The 13,355-nt window shown below is 52.4% G+C and carries 9 protein-coding genes, 7 tRNA genes and 3 rRNA genes; all 19 read left to right on the top strand.

Annotated elements, in window-relative coordinates; translation table 11 throughout:
* The first annotated feature begins 454 nt into the window (after window positions 1-454).
* The 19 genes from ATI45_RS11815 (at window position 455) to rplL (ending at window position 13,307) form a co-directional block, all read left to right on the top strand.
* Window positions 455-2,005, top strand: a 16S ribosomal RNA gene (locus tag ATI45_RS11815).
* Window positions 2,006-2,219: 214 nt separating this feature from the next.
* A tRNA-Ile gene (locus ATI45_RS11810) sits at window positions 2,220-2,296 on the top strand.
* 95 nt (window positions 2,297-2,391) lie between these two features.
* Window positions 2,392-2,467, top strand: a tRNA-Ala gene (locus ATI45_RS11805).
* Between the two features lie 379 nt (window positions 2,468-2,846).
* Window positions 2,847-5,739: ribosomal RNA gene (locus ATI45_RS11800) — 23S ribosomal RNA — on the top strand.
* 111 nt (window positions 5,740-5,850) lie between these two features.
* Window positions 5,851-5,964 (top strand): 5S ribosomal RNA (gene rrf, locus ATI45_RS11795).
* The 16S, 23S and 5S rRNA genes sit together here with 2 tRNA genes alongside, the layout of an rRNA operon.
* Window positions 5,965-6,211: 247 nt before the next feature.
* Entirely contained in the window at window positions 6,212-7,177 is a 966-nt protein-coding gene (locus ATI45_RS11790; protein WP_098419660.1) for a biotin--[acetyl-CoA-carboxylase] ligase, read from the top strand.
* Entirely contained in the window at window positions 7,174-7,914 is a 741-nt protein-coding gene (locus tag ATI45_RS11785) for a type III pantothenate kinase (RefSeq protein ID WP_098419659.1), read from the top strand. Before ATI45_RS11790 ends, ATI45_RS11785 begins: the two co-directional genes overlap by 4 nt.
* Window positions 7,915-8,170: 256 nt before the next feature.
* Window positions 8,171-8,246: transfer RNA gene (locus tag ATI45_RS11780), tRNA-Thr, on the top strand.
* A gap of 39 nt (window positions 8,247-8,285) precedes the next feature.
* Window positions 8,286-8,369, top strand: a tRNA-Tyr gene (locus tag ATI45_RS11775).
* Between the two features lie 9 nt (window positions 8,370-8,378).
* Window positions 8,379-8,453, top strand: a tRNA-Gly gene (locus ATI45_RS11770).
* A 13-nt stretch (window positions 8,454-8,466) separates the two neighbouring features.
* Window positions 8,467-8,542: transfer RNA gene (locus tag ATI45_RS11765), tRNA-Thr, on the top strand.
* A gap of 49 nt (window positions 8,543-8,591) precedes the next feature.
* Window positions 8,592-9,788 carry an elongation factor Tu gene (gene tuf, locus ATI45_RS11760; protein ID WP_098419649.1) on the top strand — a complete coding sequence of 399 codons (1,197 nt, stop codon included), beginning with the start codon at window positions 8,592-8,594 and terminating at the stop codon, window positions 9,786-9,788.
* Window positions 9,789-9,840: 52 nt separating this feature from the next.
* Window positions 9,841-9,916 (top strand) — tRNA-Trp (locus ATI45_RS11755).
* A gap of 33 nt (window positions 9,917-9,949) precedes the next feature.
* Window positions 9,950-10,318 carry a preprotein translocase subunit SecE gene (gene secE, locus ATI45_RS11750; RefSeq protein ID WP_098419658.1) on the top strand — a complete coding sequence of 123 codons (369 nt, stop codon included), beginning with the start codon at window positions 9,950-9,952 and terminating at the stop codon, window positions 10,316-10,318.
* A 12-nt stretch (window positions 10,319-10,330) separates the two neighbouring features.
* Window positions 10,331-10,864: a transcription termination/antitermination protein NusG gene (gene nusG, locus ATI45_RS11745; RefSeq protein WP_098419657.1), complete on the top strand. Its 534-nt coding sequence runs from the start codon at window positions 10,331-10,333 to the stop codon at window positions 10,862-10,864.
* A gap of 102 nt (window positions 10,865-10,966) precedes the next feature.
* On the top strand, window positions 10,967-11,398 hold the full coding sequence (rplK, locus tag ATI45_RS11740) for a 50S ribosomal protein L11 (protein WP_098419656.1): 432 nt from the start codon (window positions 10,967-10,969) through the stop codon (window positions 11,396-11,398).
* Window position 11,399: 1 nt separating this feature from the next.
* Window positions 11,400-12,098: a 50S ribosomal protein L1 gene (gene rplA / locus ATI45_RS11735; protein ID WP_098419655.1), complete on the top strand. Its 699-nt coding sequence runs from the start codon at window positions 11,400-11,402 to the stop codon at window positions 12,096-12,098.
* Window positions 12,099-12,365: 267 nt separating this feature from the next.
* Window positions 12,366-12,896 (top strand): 50S ribosomal protein L10, encoded by a 531-nt coding sequence (gene rplJ, locus ATI45_RS11730; protein ID WP_098419654.1) that lies wholly within the window; start codon window positions 12,366-12,368, stop codon window positions 12,894-12,896.
* A 39-nt stretch (window positions 12,897-12,935) separates the two neighbouring features.
* Window positions 12,936-13,307: a 50S ribosomal protein L7/L12 gene (rplL, locus tag ATI45_RS11725; RefSeq protein ID WP_098419653.1), complete on the top strand. Its 372-nt coding sequence runs from the start codon at window positions 12,936-12,938 to the stop codon at window positions 13,305-13,307.
* Window positions 13,308-13,355 lie beyond the last annotated feature (48 nt).

The raw sequence follows: 13,355 nt of genomic DNA, 5'->3' as shown, positions 1-13,355 counted from the left end.
TCCCCGTTGACCTGTCCCGAGAAGTCTGTAGAATGCGCATCTCGCTTGAGGGACGGCCGGTTTTAGAAAGGCAGGAATCGAGTGGAAACTGTTTAGTAAGACGTTGAAAAGTTTAGGAAATGTGATTTAAACTTTGAACGCGAAAACGGTTGACACGGTTCGGATACGCTGTAGAATGCGCCTCTCGAATCAAGCAGTACCGGCCGGTTAGGTTGGGGGGTTTGGAAGGAAATGCTTCTGAAGCTTCTCGAAATAAACGGTTGACAGGGCAGCGAAACGATGTATAATTCGCCTCCTGATTGAGCCACGGCTCAAACGCTCTTTAAAAAATTAACCAAGTAATTCGTGTGGGCGCTGACTGGAGTATTTCGGTAAGAAATACCAAGTCAACGACTCGTCAAGAATTGAGTTTTTGTCTTGAGCAGATTTAAGATCTTCGGATCTTGTATGATTTAAACTGAAGAGTTTGATCATGGCTCAGATTGAACGCTGGCGGCAGGCTTAACACATGCAAGTCGAGCGGAAACGATGGTAGCTTGCTACCAGGCGTCGAGCGGCGGACGGGTGAGTAATGCTTAGGAATCTGCCTAGTAGTGGGGGATAGCCCGGGGAAACTCGGATTAATACCGCATACGCCCTACGGGGGAAAGCAGGGGATCCGCTCTTCGGAGAGGACCTTGCGCTATTAGATGAGCCTAAGTCGGATTAGCTTGTTGGTGGGGTAATGGCCTACCAAGGCAACGATCCGTAGCTGGTCTGAGAGGATGATCAGCCACATCGGGACTGAGACACGGCCCGAACTCCTACGGGAGGCAGCAGTGGGGAATATTGGACAATGGGCGCAAGCCTGATCCAGCCATGCCGCGTGTGTGAAGAAGGCTTTCGGGTTGTAAAGCACTTTCAGCGAGGAGGAAGGCCTTAAGCTTAATACGCTTGAGGATTGACGTCACTCGCAGAAGAAGCACCGGCTAACTCCGTGCCAGCAGCCGCGGTAATACGGAGGGTGCAAGCGTTAATCGGAATTACTGGGCGTAAAGCGCGCGTAGGTGGTTATGTAAGCGAGATGTGAAAGCCCCGGGCTCAACCTGGGAACGGCACTTCGAACTGCATGGCTAGAGTGTGGTAGAGGGTAGTGGAATTTCCTGTGTAGCGGTGAAATGCGTAGATATAGGAAGGAACACCAGTGGCGAAGGCGGCTACCTGGACCAACACTGACACTGAGGTGCGAAAGCGTGGGGAGCAAACAGGATTAGATACCCTGGTAGTCCACGCCGTAAACGATGTCAACTAGCCGTTGGGGATCTTGAATCCTTAGTGGCGCAGCTAACGCACTAAGTTGACCGCCTGGGGAGTACGGCCGCAAGGTTAAAACTCAAATGAATTGACGGGGGCCCGCACAAGCGGTGGAGCATGTGGTTTAATTCGACGCAACGCGAAGAACCTTACCTGGCCTTGACATGCAGAGAACGTTCCAGAGATGGATCGGTGCCTTCGGGAACTCTGACACAGGTGCTGCATGGCCGTCGTCAGCTCGTGTCGTGAGATGTTGGGTTAAGTCCCGTAACGAGCGCAACCCCTATCCCTAGTTGCTAGCAGGTAATGCTGAGAACTCTAGGGAGACTGCCGGTGACAAACCGGAGGAAGGTGGGGATGACGTCAGGTCATCATGGCCCTTACGGCCAGGGCTACACACGTGCTACAATGGCGCGCACAGAGGGCTGCAAACCCGCGAGGGGGAGCCAATCTCACAAAACGCGTCGTAGTCCGGATCGGAGTCTGCAACTCGACTCCGTGAAGTCGGAATCGCTAGTAATCGTGAATCAGAATGTCACGGTGAATACGTTCCCGGGCCTTGTACACACCGCCCGTCACACCATGGGAGTGGATTGCACCAGAAGTAGTTAGTCTAACCTTCGGGAGGACGATTACCACGGTGTGGTTCATGACTGGGGTGAAGTCGTAACAAGGTAGCCCTAGGGGAACCTGGGGCTGGATCACCTCCTTAAACGATGCCGAACGCTTCGGTCAGAGTCCACACGAATTACTTGGTTGATTGATTAAAGAGAGCAAAGGGTCTCGACCGACCCGCTGAATTAGCGCGACAGATTGTTGAGTCTGGCAAGGCGCGGATGGAGTGAAGACGGGAGCGTACTGTTGTACGTGACCAACTGAGTGAGAGCCGCAACGCAGTCCAGGCACGACAAGATGGCGTGATAATCGGGTCTGTAGCTCAGTTGGTTAGAGCGCACCCCTGATAAGGGTGAGGTCGGTGGTTCAACTCCACCCAGACCCACCAGAATCTTGTAACTCGTCGTTATTTCCGGACTTGCATAGAAAGCTATGCGGCGACCGAAAATGCCTAGATTTACAAAATTCTAGAAATAGCTTTTTGGGGCTATAGCTCAGCTGGGAGAGCGCCTGCCTTGCACGCAGGAGGTCAGCAGTTCGATCCTGCTTAGCTCCACCATTACACAGATTTGTGAATGTGTGGGTTCGTAGACGTTCTAAGTTACTTGGTTACCCTGAATGCCTGACTTCGGTCAGTGTACAGAAATAAGTGTTTCAGTTTAGCGTCCGCTAAGTCTGAAGGTCTTCTTTCTGATCACTGGGTCAGATTTGCTCTTTAACAAATTGGATGAGATAGAACACGAATACGTTTCTCTACGGTCTTTGAGAGACGTGTTCAAGTGATAACGATTTTTTCAAGCGTTATCCGGTGTTGTCGTTGAAGTGGTTGTGTATGACTTCGAGTGACTATCTCTAATCAGTTCCACCTGGAACGTCTTGGCTTCGGCTAAGGTGTCTTTTCGTGGTTCTATTTAGAGTCAGTTGTCTTGGGGTTATATAGTCAAGCAACTAAGCGCATACGGTGGATGCCTAGGCAGTCAGAGGCGATGAAAGACGTGGAAGCCTGCGATAAGGTTCGGGGAGCTGGCAAACGAGCTGTGATCCGGACATTTCTGAATGGGGAAACCCACCCGATCTAGGTCGGGTATCTTACACTGAATACATAGGTGTAAGAGGCGAACCGGGAGAACTGAAACATCTAAGTACCCCGAGGAAAAGAAATCAACCGAGATTCCCTAAGTAGCGGCGAGCGAACGGGGACTAGCCCTTAAGCTAGACAACGGGTAGGAGAAGGCTCTGGAAAGTGCCGCCATAGTGGGTGATAGCCCTGTATCCGAAACCTGAGTCTAGTGAAATCGAGTAGGACGGGGCACGAGAAACCTTGTCTGAACATGGGGGGACCATCCTCCAAGGCTAAATACTCCTGACTGACCGATAGTGAACCAGTACCGTGAGGGAAAGGCGAAAAGAACCCCTGTGAGGGGAGTGAAATAGATCCTGAAACCGTATGCGTACAAGCAGTCGGAGCAGACTTGTTCTGTGACGGCGTACCTTTTGTATAATGGGTCAGCGACTTATGTTCAGTGGCGAGGTTAACCGTTTAGGGGAGCCGTAGGGAAACCGAGTCTGAATAGGGCGAATTAGTCGCTGGGCATAGACCCGAAACCGGGCGATCTATCCATGAGCAGGTTGAAGGTTGAGTAACATCAACTGGAGGACCGAACCCACTGTCGTTGAAAAGCCAGGGGATGACTTGTGGATCGGAGTGAAAGGCTAATCAAGCCCGGAGATAGCTGGTTCTCCCCGAAAGCTATTTAGGTAGCGCCTCGGACGAATACCACAGGGGGTAGAGCACTGTTTCGGCTAGGGGGTCATCCCGACTTACCAACCCGATGCAAACTCCGAATACCTGTGAGTACTATCCGGGAGACACACGGCGGGTGCTAACGTCCGTCGTGAAGAGGGAAACAACCCAGACCGCCAGCTAAGGTCCCAAAATTCCAGTTAAGTGGGAAACGATGTGGGAAGGCTCAGACAGCTAGGAGGTTGGCTTAGAAGCAGCCATCCTTTAAAGAAAGCGTAATAGCTCACTAGTCGAGTCGGCCTGCGCGGAAGATGTAACGGGGCTCAAACTGGATACCGAAGCTGCGGCTGCATACTTTGTATGCGGGGTAGGGGAGCGTTCTGTAAGCCTGCGAAGGTGAGTTGAGAAGCTTGCTGGAGGTATCAGAAGTGCGAATGCTGACATGAGTAACGACAATGCGAGTGAAAAACTCGCACGCCGGAAGACCAAGGGTTCCTGCGCAACGCTAATCGGCGCAGGGTGAGTCGGCCCCTAAGGTGAGACCGAAAGGTGTAATCGATGGGAGACGGGTTAATATTCCCGTACCTTGGATCACTGCGATGGAGAGACGGAGAAGGCTAGGTAAGCCGGGCGACGGTCGTCCCGGTTTAAGCGTGTAGGGAGGGGACTTAGGCAAATCCGGGTCCTCAATTCTGAGACGCGATGACGACTGCCCATGTGGCGGGAAGTTATTGATGCCATGCTTCCAGGAAAATCTTCTAAGCTTCAGGTGATTTGAGACCGTACCCCAAACCGACACAGGTGGTCAGGTAGAGAATACCAAGGCGCTTGAGAGAACTCGGGTAAAGGAACTAGGCAAAATGGTGCCGTAACTTCGGGAGAAGGCACGCTGGTGGTATGTGACACCCCTCGCGGGTTGAGCAGAAGCCAGTCGAAGATACCAGGCCCCTGCGACTGTTTATTAAAAACACAGCACTGTGCAAACACGAAAGTGGACGTATACGGTGTGACGCCTGCCCGGTGCCGGAAGGTTAATTGATGGGGTTATCCTCACGGAGAAGCTCTTGATCGAAGCCCCGGTAAACGGCGGCCGTAACTATAACGGTCCTAAGGTAGCGAAATTCCTTGTCGGGTAAGTTCCGACCTGCACGAATGGCGTAACGATGGGGGCGCTGTCTCTACCCGAGACTCAGTGAAATTGAAATCGCCGTGAAGATGCGGTGTATCCGCGGCTAGACGGAAAGACCCCGTGAACCTTTACTATAGCTTCACAGTGAACTTTGAACATGTTTGTGTAGGATAGCTGGGAGGCATTGAAGCGTGAACGCCAGTTTGCGTGGAGCCAACCTTGAAATACCAGCCTGGCATGTTTGAGGTTCTAACTTGGTCCCCTTATCGGGGATGAGGACACTGTGTGGTGGGTAGTTTGACTGGGGCGGTCTCCTCCTAAAGCGTAACGGAGGAGCACAAAGGTGGGCTAAGTACGGTCGGACATCGTACGGTTAGTGTAATGGCACAAGCCCGCTTGACTGCGAGACAGACACGTCGAGCAGGTACGAAAGTAGGTCATAGTGATCCGGTGGTTCTGTATGGAAGGGCCATCGCTCAACGGATAAAAGGTACTCCGGGGATAACAGGCTGATACCGCCCAAGAGTTCACATCGACGGCGGTGTTTGGCACCTCGATGTCGGCTCATCACATCCTGGGGCTGAAGCCGGTCCCAAGGGTATGGCTGTTCGCCATTTAAAGTGGTACGCGAGCTGGGTTTAGAACGTCGTGAGACAGTTCGGTCCCTATCTGCCGTGGACGTTGGAGATTTGAGGAAAGCTGCTCCTAGTACGAGAGGACCGGAGTGGACGAACCTCTGGTGTTCGGGTTGTCACGCCAGTGGCATTGCCCGGTAGCTATGTTCGGATAGGATAACCGCTGAAAGCATCTAAGCGGGAAGCCCCTTCCAAGATGAGATCTCCCTGGGCCCTAGAGGCCCCTGAAGAGCCGTTCAAGACCAGGACGTTGATAGGTCGGGTGTGTAAGCGCTGCGAGGCGTTGAGCTAACCGATACTAATTGCTCGTGCGGCTTGACTATATAACACCCAAGACAATTGGGTTTGACACAACACGGATAACGACGAAAAAATCAATATCACGGCCCAACAAGCCAATGTTCTATCTCATCCCCCAGTGATCAACCGTTTTGTCTGACGACCATAGCGGCCTGGTACCACCTGATCCCATCTCGAACTCAGAAGTGAAACAGGCCTGCGCCGATGGTAGTGTGGTTCGCCCATGTGAGAGTAGGTCATCGTCAGACTCTTATTGCTAAAAGCCCCCTCCGCTTACGCGGTGGGGGCTTTTTTTTGCCTGGAAAAAGCGAAACAGGGGACGGATTTAAAATCCGTCCCCTGTCCCCGAAGAAAGGTAAGGGACAGATTTCAAATCCGTCCCCCGGTATGTTCCCGTTTGGTGATTTACCAGTTACGAGATCAAACGTAGACTTTGAATTGGTACAGATTTAGTGTGTAATCCAGCGTTTAGTCATTGGCCACGGGCATCCCTAAATGAAAACCAAGGTACTGATAACCCGTTTGAATGACGGCAAAATCCATTCTGGACAGTCAATGGCCATCGAGTTCGGCGTTAGCCGCACCGCGATCTGGAAGCTTGTGCGCCGGGCATTGAAGGAAGGCTTTAACGTACAAACCGTGCGTGGCCGTGGCTATCAGTTAACAACTCTTGTGGACTTTCTGGATCAGGAGGCCATCGTAAAAAACCTCAACTCCGCTAGTTCGCGGCCGCTGACGTTGAGCGTAGTTGATGAAATTGACTCGACCAACGCGGAAGTGATGCGCATGCTGGTCAGAGGAGAGTGTGCAACGCCTGTTGTTACCGCCGAAACACAAACAGCCGGCCGTGGCCGTCGTGGTCAGCTCTGGGCCAGTCCGGCGGGTGAGAATATCTATCTGAGTGTGGGGCTGTCTTTGTCCGGTGGGTTTTCGGCAGTGGATGGTCTTAGTCTGGTGCTGGGGGTAGCCGTCGCAGAAGCGTTGGAGCGTCTTGGAGCTGCGCCGGTAGGGTTGAAGTGGCCAAATGACATTTTCATTGATGGCGTAAAGGTTGGCGGAATCCTTGTTGAGCTCCAAGGCGAGCTACAGGAAGGTGTAGTGCATGCCATTGTAGGCCTCGGTCTGAATGTGCACATGACCGAAGCGCCGGACATTGACCAGCCTTGGACCAGTCTTGCACTGGCGCGGCCGCAACTGACTTGGAACCGCAGTGCCCTAGTAAGCAATCTTACGGCTAGTATTGTAGATGCCAGCGAAAAATTTCAGCGTGTTGGCTTTGCTGGGTTCCGTGACTCCTGGCAGTCGCGGGACGAGTTTTTTAACCGTGAGCTCATGGCCCGGGACGGAGAGCGGCAAGGCACTGGGCAAGGCGTTGATAGCAGTGGTAACTATGTGTTGCGCACAGATAAAGGCGAGTTTTCTGTGCGCTCGGGTGAGATTAGCTTGCGGGCCGCTTCGTGATATTGTTGGTCGACTCCGGAAACACCCGCCTTAAATGGAGGCTTGAGCGCCAGGATAGTGCTGAGGTGCTTGCCCTTGGCTATGGTCTTTTGACTGACCCTGACCCTTTACACGCTCTGTGTCTGCCTAAAGGTGAGCGGGTGCAATCCGTAGCAGTATCGACTGTAGCCTCCGAGCATAGCCGACGTAACCTGATGGCAGCTCTGGAGTTGCAGTTTGCTGCTCCGGTCATCTGTTACTGGTCTGAGCGCGAGCGCAATGGCTTGGTTAACGGTTACCAGCAGCCTCAGAAGATGGGGGCAGACCGTTGGCATGGCATGTACGCTGCCTGGCAGAGCGAACACCAGGGTTTCGTGATGGTTGATGCTGGAAGTGCAATGACGGTCGACTATGTTGCTGCAAGCGGGCGTCACTTGGGCGGCTTTATACTTCCTGGGTTGCAGATGATGCTGCGCAGCCTGAGTAGCGATGCGGCGCGCATTGGTTTTGAGACGGAGTCGGGCGAGAATATTCGCCCCGGGCTGTCGACCAGCGAATGCGTCAATCACGGGCTAGCGTGGTTAGCTGCGGCGCTGTCCGATCGAATAATGGAAAATATGCAGAGCTATGGTTTGCGTGACGCGATACTGACCGGCGGCGACGCCGCACGACTCCAGCGCATCGGTCTGCAGGGGCGCTTGGAGCCGGAACTGGTGCTTAATGGCCTTGCGCAAATTCATCGTGAGCAGTCCTGTTAATAATTTAAAGCCATAATTGCGTCGTTGGTTCAAAAAAGTGGGCCGAAACCTCAGCTAAGGGTGGCCAAGATGACGTGATTTCGGCTAAGCTACGCCTTCGTTTTTGCATGGAGCTGCTCATATTGATGAGCAGTCTTTCCGGTAATTGCAGGTTGTTCTTGGCGAATCCATTTTGTTGCTCTCAATGAGCGCCAAGGTGTTGCAAAGCCAAAAGATAATCCGTAGTATACCGGCCTCGTTGTTAAGGCGAGTGTGGGCTGGCGTAGCTCAGTTGGTAGAGCAGCTGACTTGTAATCAGCAGGTCGGGGGTTCGATTCCGTCCGCCAGCTCCAATTTAAAGTTTTTGCAGATCCGCGTAGCGGATTTAGCTCGGAGGGGTTCCCGAGTGGCCAAAGGGATCAGACTGTAAATCTGACGCGAAAGCTTCGCAGGTTCGAATCCTGCCCCCTCCACCATTATTGCTCGCGGGCATCGTATAATGGCTATTACCTCAGCCTTCCAAGCTGATGATGTGGGTTCGATTCCCACTGCCCGCTCCAATTTAGTTCTTGTGCTCATGTAGCTCAGTCGGTAGAGCACATCCTTGGTAAGGATGAGGTCAGCGGTTCAACTCCGCTCATGAGCTCCATTATTTGCCGGTCAACGTTACAGTCCTGGTTGATTAGGGAGTTTGTCAGATGTCTAAGTCTAAATTCGAACGTAAAAAGCCACACTTGAACGTGGGCACCATTGGTCACGTTGACCATGGTAAGACCACTCTGACAGCTGCCCTGACGCGTGTATGTCACGACGTATGGGGAACAGGTTCCGCAAGTGCCTTTGACCAGATCGACAATGCTCCTGAAGAGCGTGCGCGTGGTATTACCATCGCGACGTCTCACGTTGAGTATGATTCCCCGAACCGTCATTACGCACACGTAGATTGCCCGGGCCACGCTGACTATGTGAAGAACATGATCACGGGTGCGGCGCAGATGGACGGCGCTATTCTGGTTTGCTCCGCTGCTGACGGCCCTATGCCGCAGACCCGCGAGCACATCCTGCTGTCACGTCAAGTAGGTGTTCCTTACATCGTTGTGTTCCTGAACAAAGCGGACATGGTTGACGATGAAGAGCTGCTTGAACTGGTAGAGATGGAAGTACGCGATCTGCTGGAAATGTACGACTTCCCGGCTGACGATACTCCGATCATCACTGGCTCTGCGTTGATGGCGCTGGAAGGCAAAGATGATAACGAAATGGGCACTACCGCTGTTCGTAAGCTGGTAGAAGCTCTGGATTCGTACATCCCCGAGCCTGAGCGTGCGATTAATCTGCCGTTCCTGATGCCTATCGAAGACGTATTCTCTATCTCTGGTCGTGGTACAGTTGTAACCGGTCGTGTAGAGCGTGGTGTTGTCAAGATTGGCGAAGAAGTGGAAATCGTTGGTCTTAAAGACACCGTTAAGACGGTTTGCACCGGCGTTGAAATGTTCCGCAAACTGCTGGACGAAGGTCGTGCAGGCGAGAACGTTGGCGTACTGTTGCGCGGCACCAAGCGCGATGACGTTGAACGTGGTCAGGTTCTGTGTAAGCCAGGCAGCATGAAGCCGCACACCAAGTTTGAGTGCGAAGTGTACGTACTGAGCAAAAACGAAGGCGGCCGTCATACTCCGTTCTTCAAGGGCTATCGCCCGCAGTTCTACTTCCGTACCACCGACGTCACCGGTGCTTGTGAATTGCCAGAAGGCGTAGAAATGGTTATGCCAGGTGATAACGTGAAGATGGAAGTGACTTTGATTGCTCCGATCGCCATGGAAGATGGTCTGCGCTTCGCGATTCGCGAAGGTGGCCGTACCGTAGGCGCCGGTGTTGTCGCCAAGATTCTCGAGTAATATCCGAGTTAGGGTGTTACTAGGGTGAAAGTGCACTGAGTTGTTTCGGTGCAGGCCAGTAGCTCAATTGGCAGAGCAGCGGTCTCCAAAACCGCAGGTTGGGGGTTCGATTCCCTCCTGGCCTGCCATTTTTTAACATCTAGATACATAAGTTGATTCCTATGGAGTCAAGATCTGTTCAATCAAGCAGCCGCTTGGATGTTGTAAAGTGGCTTGTAGTATTTTTGCTGGTCACGGTTGGCGTGGTCGGTAATCAGTATTTTGCTGCTGAGTCTTTGCTTTATCGCGTGATTGCATTAGTGGTATTAGCTGCTATTGCGGCTTTTATTGCAGTGCAGACATCACGTGGCGGCCGCTTTGCTGCTCTTCTAAAAGAAGCGCGTGTCGAAATTCGCAAAGTGGTTTGGCCCACAAGGCCGGAACTCATTCAGACAACAGCTATAGTTATTGTGTTTGTTTTAGTTGTGGCTTTGTTGTTGTGGGTTATGGACTCGCTAATCAGTTTGTTGGTCGCCGGATTTATCGGTTAACGGGAGTGGGCAATGGCTAAGCGCTGGTACGTGATACATGCGTATTCTGGCTTCGAAAAGCATGTAATGCGCACCCTGAAGGAGCGCATTGCTCTTAACGGACTGGAAGAGCAGTTTGGCGAGATCCTGGTTCCGACCGAGGAAGTCGTTGAGATGCGCGACGGCAAGAAGCGCAAAAGCGAACGTAAATTCTATCCTGGATACGTATTGGTCCAGATGGAACTTGAAGACGCAACATGGCATCTTGTAAAGAATACACCGCGCGTTCTTGGGTTCATTGGTGGTACGAAAGAAAAGCCGGCGCCTATTACTGAAAAGGAAGCGGACGCAATTCTACGCCGCCTTGAAAGTGGCGCTGACAAGCCCAAGCCTAAAACTCTGTTTGAGCCAGGCGAGGTTGTTCGTGTCGTTGAAGGACCCTTCGCGGACTTTAACGGTGTTGTTGAAGAAGTTGATTACGGTAAGAGCCGTGTCAAGGTTGCTGTATTAATCTTTGGCCGATCCACCCCGGTTGAACTGGAGTTTGGTCAGGTAGAAAAAGACTGATTCGGTAGCAATAAGATAAGAGCTCGCGCGCCATGGCGTTGCGGGCTTTTTGTGTCTGCAAACGGGGAGCTGAAAAGCGTTTGAACCCATAGGAGAGTTATCATGGCAAAGAAAATTGATGCCTATATCAAGCTACAGGTTGCTGCCGGTAAGGCCAATCCAAGCCCCCCGGTTGGCCCAGCTTTGGGTCAGCGCGGCGTAAACATCATGGAATTCTGCAAGGCGTTCAACGCCAAGACGCAGGACATGGAGCAGGGACTGCCTATTCCTACCGTGATCACAGTATACAGTGACCGCAGCTTTACGTTCATCACCAAGACGCCGCCCGCACCGGTACTGCTGCTAAAAGCCGCAGGCGTGAAAAGCGGTTCTGGTCGCCCGAACACCGATAAAGTTGGCAAGGTAACTCGCGAACAGCTCGAAGAAATTGCGAAAATGAAAGAGCCGGACCTAACCGCCTCCACTATGGAAGCAGCGGTTCGGACTATTGCAGGTACAGCCCGCAGTATGGGCCTGACAGTGGAGGGCCTGTAACATGTCAAAGCCAAGCAAACGCCAAACGCTGATTCGTGAAAAAGTAGAAGCTGGTCGTGCATATTCTATGGAAGATGCGGTCGCCCTTCTGGTTGAGTTGGGTCAGCACGTCAAGTTCAACGAATCTGTAGACGTTGCCGTAAATCTGGGTGTGGATGCGCGTAAATCCGATCAGGTTGTCCGTAGCAGCACGGTTCTGCCGCACGGTACTGGTAAAACGGTTCGCGTTGCTGTATTTACCCAGGGCGCTAACGTTGAGAAAGCCAAAGAAGCCGGTGCCGACATTGTTGGTATGGATGATTTGGCCGATGAAATTAAAAAAGGCAATATGGATTTTGACGTGGTTATTGCCAGTCCTGACGCTATGCGCGTTGTGGGCCAGCTTGGTCAGATCTTGGGCCCTCGCGGTCTAATGCCAAACCCGAAAGTAGGTACTGTAACCCCAGACGTAGCCACGGCGGTTAAAAACGCCAAAGCAGGTCAGGTTCGCTACCGTACTGATAAAAACGGCATTATCCATTCTCCATTGGGTAATGTTGAATTTTCTGCGAAGAACATTCAGGAAAACCTGGAAGCGCTCTTGGCAGATCTGAAAAAGGCCAAGCCTTCATCGTCGAAAGGCGTGTATCTGAAAAAGATAACACTGTCCTCGACTATGGGTCCTGGCCTGACTATCGATCAAAGCGTCCTGGATATCTAGGCGATTGGCGATAGTTGCTTTGTAGTCTGGGCGGAAGCCAAGGCTGTCAAAGACCGCAGGCCCCCGAAGCGGCTCTCTCGAGAGTGCTACAAGGGTTAAAGCAATACCTGCGCAGACGGTGTGAAGACGTTCTCTGAACCCAAACACCGTTAGGAGCCCGCAGAAAGTCGACCGCAGCCGCTACAGAAAGTAGCGTTTTGCTGAGAAGCTTTCGAGGGCATAGATGGGTTTGCCGGGATTTTCCCGGCGAAATCGAGGAGAAATCCAGTGGCAATTAGACTCGAAGACAAGAAAGCGATCGTCGCTGAAGTCAACGAGACTGCCGGTGGTGCTCTGTCTGTTGTTCTGGCTGACTACCGTGGTGTCACCTCTGGTGATATGACGGCTCTGCGTGCAAGAGCTCGTGCTGACAATGTGCATCTCCAGGTCGTTCGTAACAACCTGGCTAAGATCGCCATTCGCGGCACTGAGTTCGAGTGCATCGGCGAGGCCCTGGTCGGCCCGACTATTCTGGCTTTTTCGATGGAAGATCCAGGCGCCGCTGCGCGTCTGTTGAAAGATTTTGCCAAAGAGAAAGAAGCGTTCGAAATCAAAGGTCTTGCCGTTGGCGGAGTTTTGATGAGCGCAGACCAGATCGATCGCCTTGCCAAGCTACCAACGCGTCACGAAGCGTTGACTATGCTGGCAGCGGTTACACAGGCACCAATCACCAAGCTCGCACGTACTTTGATCGAAGTTCCAACCAAAGTAACCCGTGCAGTAGCGGCAGTTCGCGACCAGAAGCAAGAAGCTGCTTGATTCTGTTGAACACCATTTTATTATTTTTCGGAGAAAGTCATGGCTCTGTCCCACGAAGAGATTTTGAACGCAATTGCTGAAATGAGCGTAATGGATGTTGTTGCTCTGGTTGAAGCAATGGAAGAAAAATTCGGCGTTTCTGCTGCCGCTGCTGTTGCCACTGCACCTGCTGCCGCTGCCGCTGAAGTTGTTGAAGAGCAAACCGAGTTCGACGTAGTATTGACCGGAATTGGCGAAAAGAAAGTTAACGTCATCAAAGCCGTTCGCGAGCTGACAGGCCTGGGCCTGAAAGAAGCGAAGGAAATGGTTGACGGCGCTCCTTCTACTATTAAGGAAGGCGCCAGCAAAGCCGAAGCTGAAGAAGCCAAGAAGAAGCTTGAGGAAGCAGGCGCTTCTGTTGAGCTTAAGTAGTAGTCGGTTTCTGATCGGCGCCATGCACTAGCATGGTCAGGCTGGTGG

The sequence above is a fragment of the Marinobacter sp. LV10MA510-1 genome, assembly GCF_002563885.1.
Lineage (GTDB): Bacteria > Pseudomonadota > Gammaproteobacteria > Pseudomonadales > Oleiphilaceae > Marinobacter.
The sequence above is the reverse complement of the archived record's forward strand: the minus strand, read 5'-3'. Positions and strand labels throughout refer to the sequence as shown.

Coding starts and splice junctions, on each gene's coding strand:
- ATI45_RS11790 (WP_098419660.1), top strand. CDS start 6,212: ATGAAAACCAAGGTACTGATAACCCGTTTGAATGACGGCAAAATCCAT.
- tuf (WP_098419649.1), top strand. CDS start 8,592: ATGTCTAAGTCTAAATTCGAACGTAAAAAGCCACACTTGAACGTGGGC.
- secE (WP_098419658.1), top strand. CDS start 9,950: ATGGAGTCAAGATCTGTTCAATCAAGCAGCCGCTTGGATGTTGTAAAG.
- nusG (WP_098419657.1), top strand. CDS start 10,331: ATGGCTAAGCGCTGGTACGTGATACATGCGTATTCTGGCTTCGAAAAG.
- rplK (WP_098419656.1), top strand. CDS start 10,967: ATGGCAAAGAAAATTGATGCCTATATCAAGCTACAGGTTGCTGCCGGT.
- rplA (WP_098419655.1), top strand. CDS start 11,400: ATGTCAAAGCCAAGCAAACGCCAAACGCTGATTCGTGAAAAAGTAGAA.
- rplL (WP_098419653.1), top strand. CDS start 12,936: ATGGCTCTGTCCCACGAAGAGATTTTGAACGCAATTGCTGAAATGAGC.